Origin of the sequence: Corallococcus sp. BB11-1, from assembly GCF_026626625.1 — a bacterium.
GTDB lineage: Bacteria > Myxococcota > Myxococcia > Myxococcales > Myxococcaceae > Corallococcus > Corallococcus soli.
Genome location: NZ_JAPNJY010000008.1, coordinates 58,539 through 72,711 on the forward strand (window position 1 = coordinate 58,539; position 14,173 = coordinate 72,711).

Genomic DNA, 14,173 nt, shown 5'->3' on the forward strand with positions numbered 1-14,173 from the left:
AGCAGCGCCCGGGCCGGCCCCGTCCGTTTTTCGCCTGCTGCCTCCACGGGCCCACCCCGCCCCACACCGGTCCGGCATAGACTGGGGGCCGTCTGGGTTGCCTGCCCGCCGTCCGGGGCCCCATGCAGGGGAAGGCCGCGACGGGTCCGCCTGTTCACCGGCGTCTTCGCCCCCTGCTGTCCCGGCGTCGTTGCTGGCGCCGCTGCTCTACCGAGGAGAACGGATGTCGCGTTTCACATCGCTGGCCGCAGTCTTCGTGCTCACCTGCCCCGTGCTGGCGCTCGCGAAGCCGAACGCGGACGACCGGGCCCGCGAGTACGCGGCCGAGGCCCAGAAGGCCGCCGGTTCACCGCGCGGGGCCGCCTCCCTCCTGCGGATGCACGCGCTGGTGGACGACGTGGAGGACCTCACCCCCCTGGTGAGCACCTACCAGCAGATCGCGTCCCGCCGCTCGTCCGACGTGAACACGCGCACCACCGCGCAGATCCTGCTGATGGACGCGGAGCGCTCGCGGGGCCGGATGGTGCGCGCCAATGAAGTCCGCCAGTGGCTGGGCTTCGTCAATGACTACTACGTCGTCGGCGGCTTCGAGAACGAGGGCAAGGCCGGCTGCGACACCGACTTCGGTCCGGAGGCCGCCGCGTTGGACCTCACGGCGCGCTACCCCGGCGCCAAGGGCCACGAGGCCACCTGGCGCAAGCTCGCCGTCACGTCCGCGGATGGCTACGTGGACCTGGCCACCGCCGTGCGCCCCAACAAGGAGGCCGTGGCGTACGCGCTCACCTGGCTGGAGGTCCCGCAGGACACGCGCGTGGCGCTGGGCCTGGGCACCTCCGGCGGCTACCGCCTGTGGGTGAACGGGCAGCTGGCCTCCAAGGAGGACCGCTACAACCTGCCCCGCCCCGACCAGACCCGCGTGTCGGTGAAGCTCAAGAAGGGCCTCAACCGCGTCCTCGTGAAGGTGTGCCAGGAGTCCGGCCCGCTGGGCTTCTACCTCCGTTCAGAGACGGCGTCCGCCCGCGCCACGCTGCCCGCCAAGGCGCCCGCGCTGGAGCGCATGCCGGCCCCCGCGCCGCAGGTGCTGCCCACCCTCACCTCGTCGCTGCGCGCGCTGGTGGAGAAGAAGCCGGACGACGCGGCCTTGAGGGGTGACTACGCCCAGGTGCTCGCCTTCTTCCGCGCCTATGACGAGCGCGAGCACACCGCCAGCGCCGAGGCCGCCGCCGCCGCCGAGGCCGCCCCCAACGACGCGCGCCTGCAGCTGCTGGCCGCCAACACCCAGACGGACGACCTGAACGAGCGCCGCCGCTTCCTGGAGGCCGCCGTGAAGGCGGACCCCGGCTTCGCCCCCGCGCGGCTGGCGCTGGCGGACCACGAGATGGACCGGGGCCACCCGGAGCGCGTGCAGCCGCTGCTGGCCCCGCTGATGGAGAAGGACGACGGCCGCAACGAGCCCGGCGCACGCCTGCTGCTCGCCCGCGCCGCGGAGGCCCTGGGCGAGCGCGCCCGGGCGCATGCGCTGGTGGAGGAGACCTTCCGGCAGCAGCCCCGCGTCCCCCGCGTGGTGCGCGTGGCGGCGGCGGTGTCCCGGCAGTTGGGCCGCAACCAGGAGGCCATGGACCGCATGCGCGTGGTGCTGGCGCTGCGCTTCGATGACACCAACACCCGCCGGCAGCTGGCCGCGCAGCTCGCGGACGCGGGCAAGGTGGACGCCGCCGAGCGCGAGTACGCGAAGCTCACCGACCTGAACCCCTTCGACAACGGCTCGCGCGTGCGGCTGGCGGAGCTGAAGGCCGCCAACGGCGCCGTGGAGGAGTCCACCGCGCTCTTCACCGAGGCCAAGGCCCTGTCCCCCGACGAGCCGGAGGTCTACGAGCGCGAGGGCCGCGCGCTGCTCGCCGCGGGCCAGCGCGAGCCGGCCCTGGCCGCCTTCGAGCGCTCGCTGGTGCTGCGCCCGCAGAACCCCGGCCTCAAGGAGGCCCTGCGCGCGCTCAAGGGTGAGTCGGAGAGCGCGAGCACGCAGTACCTGGTGGACGCGAAGCCGCTGGCCAGGGAGGCGGAAGGCTACGTGCACGAGGACGCCGTCTACCTCGTGGACAACACCTACGTGCGCGTGCAGAAGAGCGGCCTGTCCAGCCGCCTGCAGCAGATGGTGGTGAAGGTCCTCAACACGCGCGGCGTGGACGCGTTCCGCAGCATCCCCGTCAGCTATTCGCCGGACCGCCAGGAAGTGCGCGTGCTCAAGGCCCGCGTGACGAAGCCGGACGGCTCCGTGGTGGAGAGCTACGGCGACGCCGAGCGCAACATGAACGAGCCCTGGACGGGCATGTACTACGACGCCCGCGTGCGCGTGCTGTCGTTCCCGTCGCTCGCCGTGGGCGACACGCTGGAGCTCACCTACCGCCTGGACGACACCGCGCAGGACAACCTGCTGTCGGACTACTGGGGTGACGTGGAGAGCGTGCAGGGCGTCTACCCGAAGGTGCGCTTCCAGTACGTCGTGGACATGCCCAGGGAGCGGCCGCTGTACTGGAACAAGAGCCGGCTGGCGGGCGTGGAGCAGCAGCAGTCGCCGCTGGAGGACAACAGCCGCACGCTGTACCGCTTCGGCGCGAAGCACGTCTCCAAGGTGGTGCCGGAGCCGGGCATGCCGGGCTGGGCGGAGGTCGCGCAGAACCTGCACATCTCCACGTACAAGACGTGGGACCAGGTGGGCACCTATTGGTGGGGCCTCGTGCGCGACCAGCTCCAGCCCAACGCGGAGCTGAAGGCCACGGTGGACCAGGTGCTCCAGGGCGTGGACCGCAAGAACGAGCTGGCCGTCGTGCGCGCCGTCTACTCCTTCGTCGTCACCAACACCCGCTACGTGGCGCTGGAGTTCGGCATCCACGGCTTCAAGCCCTACCGCGTCGACCGCGTGCTGGCGCGCCGCTTCGGTGACTGCAAGGACAAGGCGAGCCTCATCTACTCCATGCTGAAGGTGGCGGGCGTGGACAGCCGGCTGGTGCTCTTGCGCATGCGCAACCTGGGCTCGCTGGACGCGGAGCCCGCGTCGCTGGCGGCCTTCAACCACGCCATCGCGTACGTGCCCAAGTTCGACCTGTACCTGGACGGCACCGCGGAGTTCCACGGCGCCAAGGAGCTGCCCTCCGCGGACCGCGTCGCCAACGTGCTGGTGGTGGACCCCAACGGCACCAGCACCTTCCTCACCACGCCGGAGGCGAAGGCGCAGGACAACACCACCACGCTGGCCATGGAGGTCGCCCTGCGGCCCGACGGCGGCGCGGAGGTGAAGGGCCAGAGCAGCGTGTCCGGCCAGTCCGCGCCGGACTACCGCCGCGCCTACCGCCCGGAGTCCACGCGCAAGTCCACCTTCGAGCGCGCGTGGGCGCAGAGCTTCCCCGGCCTCACCGTGCGCGAGGTGAAGCTCAGCGACACCACCCGCCTGGATGACGACGTGGCGCTGGACTTCAAGATGGGCATCCCGCGCTACGCGGAGGTCCTCCCCGGCGGCAGCCTGCGCTTCCTGCCCTTTGGCACCGGGCGCACCTACCAGCAGGCGTACGCGTCGCTCGCCGAGCGCCGCTTCGACCTGGTGATGCAGAGCCCCTGGGTGAACACCTTCAAGCTGCGCTACACGCTGCCCGGCGGCTACACCGTCGCGGAGATGCCCCAGGCGGTGGAGGAGACGACGCCCTTCGGCCGCGTGAAGCTCTCCTACCGCGTGGAGGACGGCGCCCTCGTCGCCGACGGCGAGGTGGCCCTCTCCGTCGCCCGCATCAAGGCAGGCGAGTACCCCCAGTTCCGTGAGTTCCTGGGCCGCGTGGACCGGGCCTTCGGCCGCCGCATCCTCTTGCAGGGGCCGGGGCAGAAGACGGCCTCGCGGTAGTCGCGGAGGAACACTCCCGGCGCATCCCACGCGCCGGTCCGCACGGAGGGCTTGACCCGGACGCGGCCCTCCGTGCTTAAGCAATGCATGCACCCTGCACGCGCGCTCGTCCTTGGCTGCCTGCTGGTGGCGGGGGCCGCCTCCGCCGCCACCTCCGTCGTCCAGCTTCCCGAAGGGGGCCGCGCGGTGGAGGTCGTCCCCAAGGGCGTCCTCTGCGGCCCCGTGCGCGGCGGCTGGGTGCTCTCCCCGGACGGCCGCTCGCTCAAGCCCCCCACGCGCGCGGAGGACAGCGCGCGCACGCTGGAGCTGAAGGTGGCCCCGGATGAGGCCGCGTGCGCCACGGCCACCGACACCGTGGTGGTGGTGGCCACCGGGCCCTTTCCGCGCATCGACAGCGCCTCCACCACCTTCTTCCCGGACGACGGCCGGCTGGAGCTCAAGGGCACCGGCCTGAAGAACGTGACCATCGCCTGGTCCGGCCTGCCCCGGGGAGCGGACGCCCAGGGCAAGGCCCTGGAGGGCGAGGACGTGTGCCTGGAGCCCAACGGCCCCTCCGAGTGCGCGGTGCCGGTGACGCCGGGCCTGCCCACGGACGCGGCGCTGTCGTGGCGCCCCGCCTTCGCGCGCACGGGCGCGGGCGTGACGACGTACGACGCCAACGGGCGCTTCCTGGACGACGAGTACTTCCGCCTGCGCCCCGGCCGCACCGTGCTCACGCGGCCCCTGGTGCAGTCCTCCGGCGTGGACCTGTCCAAGGGCCCCGGCTACGCGGCGGTGACGCACTCGGAGGCCATCGCCTCCGTGGACTGCGGCTCCGCGCGCTGCGAGGTGACGGACGGCGCCGTGTCCATCCGCAACGTGCCGGGGGTGAACCCCACCGTGTCCCTGCGGCTGCGGCTGGTGCCCCGCGTGTTCTTCGCCCGGGGGGACGCGCTGGAGACGTCCGTGGCGGAGACGCTGCCCGTGCTGGCGTGCCCGCTGACGGCCGTGGACGGCACGGCGCTGCGCGACGCGGAGGACTCCGGGCTCGTCATGCGCCTGGACGCGGCGTGCGCGCATGACCCGCGCGGCCTCTTGTGGACGGTGAACGGCGTGCGCACCCGCGTGGAGCGCGTGGTGAAGGTCCCGGAGGGCACCTACGTGCTCCTGCGCACCCGGGGCACCGACGAAGCGCAGGTGACCGTCACGGCCACCACCTCCCGCGTGGACGGCACGGTGGTGGCCTCCGAAACGGCGGAGACGCGGCCGGTGCCGGACCCGCGCGCGATGCTGGAGCTGCCCGGCCACGGCAGCATCGACTTCGTGCCCACCAACCGCCCGGCGGAGGTGACGGTGGCCTCCAACGGCGGCCAGGGCCGCTTCGTACTGCGCCCCCTGGGCGGCGCGTACACCGTGACGACGCGGGACGCCGCCACGTTCGTCCAGGGCGAGGCCACCGCGGGCGGCTTCGTGTCGCTGCGCTTCGGCTACCGGCTGCCCACGCTGCCGGCGGAGCTGGCCACCACGGACCTGTTCCTCACCAGCGAGCGCGTGCAGCGCGCGGTGCGCGAGGCCAGCGTGCCCACCAACGTGGAGAACCTGGTGGAGTTCATCTGCGCGGACAAGGACGGCCACGACGAGACGCTCACGCCCAGCCGGCCGCACCGGCTGAGCTACGCCATGCGCAACACCTGCCGCGTCGTCATCCACCGCGAGCGCCTGACGCCCGAGGAGGGCAACCAGGAGATCACCCTGCGCATCGACGTGACGAAGTCCGACGGCTCCAGCCGCGGCGAGAGCCACGTGGAGCAGCGCCTGTTCCTGCGCCCCAAGGGCGAGGTGCGCGTCATCCCCGTGCAGGGCAACCTGGGCCAGTACGACCGCATCCTCGTGCAGGTGTCCCACGTCGCGGACGAGTCCCGCTACGCGCTCTCCACCGTGGACCGCACCGGCCTGCCCTCCGCGCAGTGGACCGCCATCGTGCGCGGCGGCATGTTCCGCCTCTACACCATGGCCACCATCCCCGCGGGCCTCTACCGCGCGACGCAGCCCACGGGACAGCTGGCCATCAACTTCGGCGTGCTGTCGCGCCTGGCGCTGCTCAACAACGAGGGCCAGGAGCGCCTGCTGGGTATCGAGCTGGGCTTGATGGGCCTGGGGCTCGTGCCGCAGTCCGGGGACATCCAGTTCCCGCCCACCCTGGCCGCCGTGCTGGGCCTGGGCCTGCGCGTGCCCATTGGCCCGGGCGCGGCGGTGGGCGCCCAGGCGTGGATTGCCCGCGAGTTCCGGGGCGACATCACCCGGCGCACCAACGGCGACCCCACCACCGACACCGTGGTGCCGTCCAGCAAGTGGTCCTTCATCTTCGGGCCCAGCATCTCCATCGGGAACGTGGGCTTCAATCTCTGAAGCCCCTCCCGGGACAAAGACAGACATGCCAGGTCGGAACACCCGCGCGTCAACGACGCCCCAGGGCGGGTCAATCACATCGCACCCCGGACGACCCGGGGGAACCCCTTAGACACGCACTCTCCGTGCGGAAGGGGCGTCCGGGCGGCAATCATTCACAGTCGCTGGAATTGCGTGAATTGCCAGACTTGATTTGATTTGCAGACAAGCCCGGTGGTAGAAAGGAATTGGCTCCGGCCAACACCAGACACCACAGGACAAGACCATGACGAACAACGTGAAGCGCTTCCTGGCCGCCTCCCTGCTGTCCCTCATGCCGTCGGTCGCGCTCGCCGAGCAGTACGGCGTCGAAGAACTCCTCTCCGAGCGCCACGACTATGTGAGCGTCGTTCAGGAGGAGATCATCCAGCTTCCCTCGGGCCGCCTGGAAGGCAACCCGTCGCTGCGCCCGGCGACCACCGTCAACGACTTCTACATCGGCAACTGGACCGGCGTGAACACCTTCCCCGGCTACTCCGTGACGGGCACGCCCAATCCGCTGCCGCCCAGCCCCCTGCCCCCCGTCGCGTCGCCCAGCATCTCGGGCCATTTCCAGATGATCACCCCCCTGCTGTCGCCGCTGACCCAGCTCTACTACTACACGACCAACCCGGCGGATCCGACCGGCGCCGCGAAGACGTGTCGCTGGATCCTGACGCTCACCGTCACCAACGGCGTCTGCTCGGGCAGCATCAACCAGGCCGCCTTCGGCACGCAGGGCGCCGTCTGCACGCTCAGCACGTCGCAGACCTTCGTCGACCCCATGACGTGCCAGGCCCAGGTCGTCACCGCCATCCAGTAGCCTGACAAGCGCGCGCCGCTGGCGACCCTCTCACCGGGTCGCTGGCGGCGTCGCCCCTGCGCGGGAGCACAGCCAGACCGGCCCGCGCCGCTACTGCTCCAGCAGCGCCTTCAAGAACCGCCGCACTTCCGGTGGACCCTCCACGCGGTAGCCCGCGCGCGTGTGCTTGTTGCCCGCGTGCACGGTGAGGCCGCCGGCTGGAATCGCCGCGAACAGGTCCTCGTCGGTGACGTCGTCGCCCATGGCCAGCACGCGCACGTCCGGCGCCTCGTGCTTGAGCACCTCCGGCACCACGCGGCCCTTGTTGATGCCCCGGGGCCGCACCTCCACCACCCGGTCCCCGGGGAGGATGTGCATGGGCTCCTCGGCGAAGCGCTCGTACAGGAGCAGGCGCAGCTCGCGCGCCTGGAGCGCGCCGAACTCCGCGTCCACCTTGCGGTAGTGCCACGCGAGCGACGCCGTCTTCTCCTCCACGAAGGAGCCCGTCACCCGCGCGGCGAACGCGTCCAGCACGGCCTTCACCCGGGGCTTCCATTCGAAGGACGCGCCCGGCAACGCCTGCCACGGCTGTCCCCGCCGCATGCGCGACCACAGGCCGTGCTCGGCGTGCAAACCCATGGGCAGCTCGCCGAACCAGGCCTCCAGCGTGTCCTTGGGGCGGCCGCTCACCACGTGCACCGCCACGTCCGGCCGGGCGCACAGGTCCTTGAGCAGCTTCATCAGCTCCGCGTCCGGCGCGGCCAGCTCCGGCCGGGACGCGAAGCCCACCAGCGTGCCGTCGTAGTCCAGGAAGAGCACCTTGCGCCCGGGGCCCTTGAGCTTCTCCAGCGCGAGCATCCCGTCCGGCAGCGGCGGGCGCTCCGCCACGGACTTCAGCCCCTGGAGGCGGTCCAGGAAGCTGGCCACCCACCAGTGCACGTCGCGCTCCTTCACGCCCGTGCGCAGGCAGCGCATGCGCTGCTGGCGCTCAGGCTTCGGCATCTCCAGCGCCTCTTCGATGGCGTCCGCCATGCCCTCCACGTCGTAGGGATTGACGAGCAGCGCGTCGCGCATCTCCGACGCCGCGCCCGCGAACTCGCTGAGCACCAGCACGCCGTCCTCGTCCGGGCGGGCCGAGCAGAACTCCTTGGCGACCAGGTTCATGCCGTCACGCACCGGCGTCACCAGCATCACGTCCGCGCCCCGGTAGAGGCTCACGAGCTGCTTCTCGTTCAGCGACCGGTAGAGGTAGTGCACCGGCGTGCTGTGCACGGTGCCGTACAGGCCGTTGATGCGGCCCACCAGCTCGTCCACCGTCTCGCGGTACTCCGCGTACGCCTGCACCTGGGTGCGGCTGGGGACGGCGACCTGGATGAAGCGCAGGCGTCCGCGCAGGGCCGGCGTGCGCTCCAGCACGCGCTGCACCGCGAGCAGGCGCCGGGGGATGCCCTTGGTGTAGTCCAGCCGATCAATGCCCAGGAGCAGCCGCTCGTCGTGGGCGCGCTCGTGCAGGACCTTCACCTCGTCCAGCACCGCCGGCTCCTGCGCCAGCGTTTCGAAGGCGGTGGCGTCGATGCCCATGGGGAAGGCCCCCACGCGCACCTCGCGCCCCTGGAAGAGGATGCGGTCGATGTCCGTGTCCAGCCCCAGGTGCCGCAGCAGCGTGCCGGAGAAGTGCCGCACGTAGCTCACCGCGTGGAAGCCGATGAGGTCCGCGCCCAGCAGGCCCTTCAACAGCTCCGTGCGCCGGGGCAGCGTGCTGAAGATCTCCGACGACGGAAAGGGGATGTGGTGGAAGTAGCCGATGCGCGCCTGCGGCAGGCGCTCGCGCAGCAGCCCGGGCACCAGCATGAGCTGGTAGTCGTGCACCCAGATGGTGTCGCCCGGCTGGTAGTGCTTCGCGGCCAGGTCGGCGAAGCGCTCGTTCGCCTTGCGGTACGCGTCCCAGTCCCGGTCCTGTCGGGGGATGCGGTCCAGCATGTAGTGGCACAGCGGCCAGAGCACCCGGTTGGAGTAGCCCTCGTAGAAGCGGCTGACCTCACTGGCGGACAGGTACAGCGGCACGCAGTTCAGCTCCGCCAGCTGCTCCTCCACCCGGGTGCGCTGGGCGTCCGTCAGCCGGGAGACATCTCCGGGCCAGCCTATCCACAGGCCGCCGGAGCGCTCGTGAGGACGGCGGAGGCCGGTGGCGAGCCCTCCCGCGCTCCGCCCCACGGAGACGCTGTCCTTCTCCACCTTGACGGTGACGGGGAGACGGTTCGAGACGAGCAGGAGTCGGGCCATGGCCCATATGCTCTATTCACCCACGTCGGGAATGGCTACCGCCTTGTGAGGTTGGCTGCCGGTTCCTGGATTCTGGGGCCCCCTCCCCCAGCCCAGCCTGTTCAGCAGCGCGGGCTCCCGGCCGGCCTTCCAGACGAACGCGTCCAGCACGTAGTGCGTGGCCTGGGGCAGCGCCAGCAGCGGCACCACCAGCGCCATCAGGTCGGCCTCCAGCGCGAGGCCGCTGTCGCCGAACAGCACCGGGCGATCATGCCACACCAGCAAGTCCCAAAGGCCCTCTTCCAGCAGCGCCAGCACCCCGAGGAACAGCAGGAACCCCGGCAGCCCCGCGCGCAGGAGCACGCCCTTGGCGCCGAAGCCGCCTTCGGCGTGACGTCCACGCGCGTAGCGGAACAGCAGCGCGAAGTAGGGCACGCCATGCAGCATCACGTTCATCACCGTGAAGGCGAAATCGTCGCGCGCCAGCACGATGCCGCCGAACCACGCGACCCAGGTCGCCGCCACCAGCAGCACCTTGCCGGCCTGCAAGCCTGCGCCCCGCGCCACGCGCGCGCCCTGGAACACGGCCCACGCGCCGAGCACCACCGCGTGCGCCGCCAGCGCCGCCGTGCCCGCCCACCGGGGCAGGCCCGCGAGGAAGTCATGCTCCATGAACCACCAGAAGGCGCGGGGCAGGTTCGCGTGCCACCAGATGACGGGGCCCAGCGTCGCGGCGTAGACGGCCGCCGCGTCCAGGCGCCGCTCCCAGGCGGAGGCGCGCGCCTTGCGGTCGTAGAGCGCCGCCCAGCCGTACTGCTGGCGGATGAAGTGGAACAGCGCCACGTAGGCGAACACGGTCCAGAACGCGCCCGGGGACGCGGAGTACGCGAGCACACCCACCGCGTACGCGGCGAGCGGCGCGCCCACGTAGAGGCCCGGACGGCGCTCCACCTCCTCGCCGTCCAGGTACGTGCGGAACAGCGTGGACCAGACGTGCGCCACGTCCACGCCCACCACGAACAGCAGCCACGCCCACGCCGGCGTGTCCCCCACCGCGCCCAGCCACGGCGCGGCCAGCACGAACGCGACGGACGCGAGCGCGCTGCCAGCGAACACGGCGAGGTCCACGGATGGGCCGAACAGCCAGGCCTGCGTGGGCGCGAGGAGGCGGGGCATCAGGCCCGGGAGGATAGCAACCTCCGACCGTCCAGGAGCACGCGTCCGGGGGCGCGCGCCGCGCGAAGCCTCACACCAGGCCTTCGCGCAGCAGGCCCTCCGCGCTGGCCACCAGCGCCTCCACCGCCGGACGTGCCCGCCAGCCCAGCAGCCGCTCAGCCTTCGCGGTGGAGAACGTCCGCCGCAGGCCCAGGTTGGGCGTGAGCTGGCGGACCTCCGCGTTGAACAGCGCCCCGAAGCGCACCAGGAAGTCTGGCGCCGTCTTCGTCGACACCTTCGCCGCCCGCGCGCCCAGGTGTTCGCGCAGCACGCGGGCCATGTCCGTCATCCAGAGGAAGTCACCGCTCCCCGCGAAGCGCTCGCCCGCGGCCCCGGGCGCCGTCATCACCCTCAGGTGCAGGTCCACCAGGTCGCGGACGTCCACGACGCTGAAGCCCATCCGGGGCAGGTGGGACAGCTGTCCCTTCAGCATCCGCGCCACCAACTCCAGCGAGCCGGAGACGTCCCGGCTCATCACCGGCCCCAGGATGACGGACGGGAGCACGGTGGCGAGCGTCATGGCCCCGGCGCCGCCCTGTCGCACGAACGCCCAGGCGTCCTGCTCCGCCTGCGTCTTCGCCCGCGTGTACTGCGTCCCATCCTTCGAGGACAGGTCGGTCCAGACGCTCTCGTCGGTCGCGGGCGCGTCCGGGGAGGGGTCGGGCGGCGGCAGCGCGGCCTGGAGCGACGACGTCAGCACCACCCGCTCCACCCCTGCCTTCGCGCCGGCCTTCAGCACCCGCAGCGTGCCCTCGCGCGCCGGGCGGATGAGGTCCTGGGACTTGAACTCCCCCACGCCCATGGGGGATGCGACATGCAGGATGTACCGCGCGCCGTCCGCCGCCCGCTCCCAGCCCGCGTCCGCCAGCAGGTCCGCGGCGAAGAAGGAGAGCCGGTCCCCCGCCTCCACCCGCCGGGCGACGTCGGCCCGCACCTGCGCCTCCCGGGCCAGGCTCCGCACCGTCGTCCGGACCCGGTAGCCCTGCTCCAGCAGCGCGACGACCGTCCAACCCCCCAGGTAGCCCGACCCTCCCGTCACCAGCACCACGTCGTCCTTCAAACCTTCGCGCATGCGCCACCCACCTCGTCCTGCCCTTGGGAGAGCAGGTTTCAAAAGGAGAGTGGGTATATGTTGGGAACCCTCTCGCACTTCAAGAAGGCACCTGGATGAAACTCGGTCACCTCGACATCCCCTCCGACGTCTGCCGCTCGGTCGGCAACGTGCTGGGCCGCATTGGCGACAAGTGGTCGGTGCTCGTCATCGTCCTGCTGTCGGAGCGCAGCCACCGCTTCAGCGAGCTGCGCCGGACCATTGGCACGGTGTCCCAGAAGATGCTGACGGCCACGCTGCGCGGGCTGGAGCGCGACGGCTACCTGACGCGCACCGTGACGCCCACCATCCCACCCCGGGTGGACTACGCGCTCACGGAGATGGGGCGCGACGTGCTGACGCCCCTCAACGCGCTGGCGCACTGGGCGCTCGCGCACCGTGAGCAGGTGGAGGCGGCGCGCAGGGCCTACGACGCGAAAGCGGATGCGAGCGCGGAGCCACACCTGGAGGACGAAGGCGGGCGGTGACACTTCCTCCCGCCTGCGGGTTTCCACGCGGGTCCGCGCCCCACCCCACTTTCTGTCTGATCAGAAAATGCGACCCTGAGCGTCCCCATTGAACAGTCATCGTGGAAACTTCCGCCCTCCGGTCTGACAGAGGGCAATGCGTTAAACGTGACAACCTTGTGCATGAGACAAACTTGCAAGGAATTCCATGTTGGGCGTTATCATGGGTAAAGCAACACACGCAGCGCCGATCGTGGAGGATGTCATGTCCGGAAAGATGATGGATGTCCTGGTGCATACCGCGGAGCTGGAGTGGAAGCCCCTGGGCCCTGGAACCTCCTACCGCCTGCTGCGCGTGAGCGCGGAGACGGGCGTGTGGAGCGCCATCCTCAAGATGGAGAAGGGCGCCGTCTTCGCGCCGCACCGCCACCTGGGCCCGGCGGAGATCTTCATCCTCTCCGGCTCGACGCAGGACCGCATGGGCATCACCCGCCCGGGCGACTACGAGTTCGAGCCGCTGGGCGCCGAGCACCCCGCCACCACCGCGCTGGAGGAGTCGATGGTGCACTTCACCGCGCACGGCCCCATCGCCTTCTACAACGACAAGGGCGGCATCGGGATGCTGCTGGACTCCGAGTTCTTCCTCAAGGACCAGGAGCAGGAGCCGCAGTACAGCATCAAGAAGGCGGCCTGACGGACGCTGTCTCTGTTTCACCTCCCGCCGGTGTCTGCCTTTGGGCACCGGCGGCGCCGTCCACAGGTCAGCTCGCGTCGAGCAGGCGCAGGAAGGCCCGGGCCGCTTCGGCGTCGCCCAGGCTCCCGAGCCCCTCGCCCACCTGGAGCTCCGTGGACACGACGCCAGGCACGCGCGTCTGTCCGAAGCCGCCCGCCACCCACACCTTGTCCTCGCGCGCGATGCGGTCGCGCTGGCGGGTGTACGCCCCGGGTGAGCCGCGCAGGAACACGTGGAACATGTTCGTCTGCACCGGCTGCGGCAGCACGGTGACGCGGGGGTCCGCCGCCAGGAGCGCGGTGAGGGCCTTCGCGCGCTTGACGTACCCCGGGATGGCGGCCAGCGCCGGGTCCAGGCGCATGGCGGCGGAGGCCACGTAGGGCGCCAGCTGGTACAGGTTGCCGCCGTGCCGGTGGCGCCACACGCGCGACTCGCGGATGAAGTCGCGGCCGCCCACCAGCATCGCGCCGCCAATGCCGCCCACCTGCTTGTAGAAGGACACGTAGACGGAGTCGAAGCCCCTGCAGATGTCCGCGTAGGAGCGGCCATAGAAGGGCTGGCTCTCCCACAGCCGCGCCCCGTCCATGTGCAGCTTCACCTTGCGCTCGCGGCAGGCGCGCTTGAGCGCGGTGAGCTGCTCCCACGTCGGGAGCTGGCCGCCCAGCCACCGCACCGGCAGCTCCACGCTGACGGTGCCCAGCGCCTCCTTCGCCTGGGCCACGTCCTCCGCCAGCAGCGGCCGCGTCCACGGCCCCAGGTACACGGCGCGCAGCTGGTGCAGCACCGCGTAGCTGTCGTCCTCGTGCAGCACGTGGTGTGACGACGGGTGCACGCCCACGGTCCGCACGCCGCTCGCGTCCGCCTGGATGCGCAGCGCGATGAGCTGCCCCATGGTGCCGGTGGGCATGAAGCACGCGTCCTCGAAGCCGAGCAGGTCCGCGACGCGCTTCTCGAACGCCTGCACGAAGTCGCCGCTGCCGTACACGTCGCTGGACAGCTTCTGGCGCTGCATCCATTCGCCGATGCGCACGTACTCCGCGCCGTCCTCCGCCGTGGAGCCCGCGGCCAGCGACGCGGTGCAGCCCCGCCGCAGCCAGGCGTGCTCCGCCTGGGACGGCGGCGCGGAGGCCGTCACCCCGCCATCCGGAGGCCGGGCGGAGGCCGGCTTCCCGGCCGCGCGCACCGGGGCCACGCCGCCGTCCGGGGCCGCGTCGCCCCGCGACGGGAACAGCGTGGAGCCCGCGAGCAGGCTGCTGAGTGCCAGGAACTCCGAACGGCTGATGCGCTTGTCCAGCATGGGCCCATCCCT

Annotated in this window: 9 protein-coding genes; 5 read left to right on the forward strand and 4 right to left on the reverse strand. The window is 71.4% G+C overall.

The window, feature by feature from the left end; genetic code table 11:
* Positions 1 to 223: 223 nt before the first annotated feature.
* The 3 genes from OV207_RS09790 to OV207_RS09800 all read left to right on the forward strand — a co-directional run bounded on the left by OV207_RS09790 (position 224) and on the right by OV207_RS09800 (position 7,118).
* The gene (locus OV207_RS09790; RefSeq protein WP_267554491.1) at positions 224 to 3,889 is read left to right on the forward strand and encodes a DUF3857 domain-containing protein; all 3,666 of its coding nucleotides are present in this window, start codon (positions 224 to 226) and stop codon (positions 3,887 to 3,889) included.
* Between the two features lie 87 nt (positions 3,890 to 3,976).
* The gene (locus OV207_RS09795) at positions 3,977 to 6,277 is read left to right on the forward strand and encodes a hypothetical protein (RefSeq protein ID WP_267554492.1); all 2,301 of its coding nucleotides are present in this window, start codon (positions 3,977 to 3,979) and stop codon (positions 6,275 to 6,277) included.
* A 265-nt stretch (positions 6,278 to 6,542) separates the two neighbouring features.
* Positions 6,543 to 7,118 carry a hypothetical protein gene (locus tag OV207_RS09800; RefSeq protein ID WP_193346905.1) on the forward strand — a complete coding sequence of 192 codons (576 nt, stop codon included), beginning with the start codon at positions 6,543 to 6,545 and terminating at the stop codon, positions 7,116 to 7,118.
* A 90-nt stretch (positions 7,119 to 7,208) separates the two neighbouring features.
* On the opposite strand, the gene OV207_RS09805 is transcribed toward OV207_RS09800, so the two are convergent.
* The 3 genes from OV207_RS09805 to OV207_RS09815 form a co-directional block, all read right to left on the reverse strand.
* Positions 7,209 to 9,380 (reverse strand): bifunctional alpha,alpha-trehalose-phosphate synthase (UDP-forming)/trehalose-phosphatase, encoded by a 2,172-nt coding sequence (locus OV207_RS09805; protein ID WP_267554494.1) that lies wholly within the window; start codon positions 9,378 to 9,380, stop codon positions 7,209 to 7,211.
* A 12-nt stretch (positions 9,381 to 9,392) separates the two neighbouring features.
* Entirely contained in the window at positions 9,393 to 10,535 is a 1,143-nt protein-coding gene (locus OV207_RS09810) for a hypothetical protein (protein ID WP_267554495.1), read from the reverse strand.
* Between the two features lie 70 nt (positions 10,536 to 10,605).
* Entirely contained in the window at positions 10,606 to 11,646 is a 1,041-nt protein-coding gene (locus OV207_RS09815; RefSeq protein ID WP_267554497.1) for an NAD-dependent epimerase/dehydratase family protein, read from the reverse strand.
* 95 nt (positions 11,647 to 11,741) lie between these two features.
* On the opposite strand from OV207_RS09815, the gene OV207_RS09820 reads away from it, so the two are divergent.
* Positions 11,742 to 12,152 (forward strand): winged helix-turn-helix transcriptional regulator, encoded by a 411-nt coding sequence (locus tag OV207_RS09820; RefSeq protein WP_193346901.1) that lies wholly within the window; start codon positions 11,742 to 11,744, stop codon positions 12,150 to 12,152.
* A gap of 244 nt (positions 12,153 to 12,396) precedes the next feature.
* On the forward strand, positions 12,397 to 12,825 hold the full coding sequence (locus OV207_RS09825) for a cupin domain-containing protein (protein ID WP_193346900.1): 429 nt from the start codon (positions 12,397 to 12,399) through the stop codon (positions 12,823 to 12,825).
* A gap of 67 nt (positions 12,826 to 12,892) precedes the next feature.
* Here the strand turns inward: OV207_RS09825 and OV207_RS09830 are convergent, their stop codons facing one another.
* A complete protein-coding gene (locus tag OV207_RS09830) occupies positions 12,893 to 14,161 on the reverse strand; it encodes a threonine aldolase family protein (RefSeq protein WP_267554499.1) in 1,269 nt (422 codons plus the stop codon).
* Between the last annotated feature and the right edge of the window lie 12 nt (positions 14,162 to 14,173).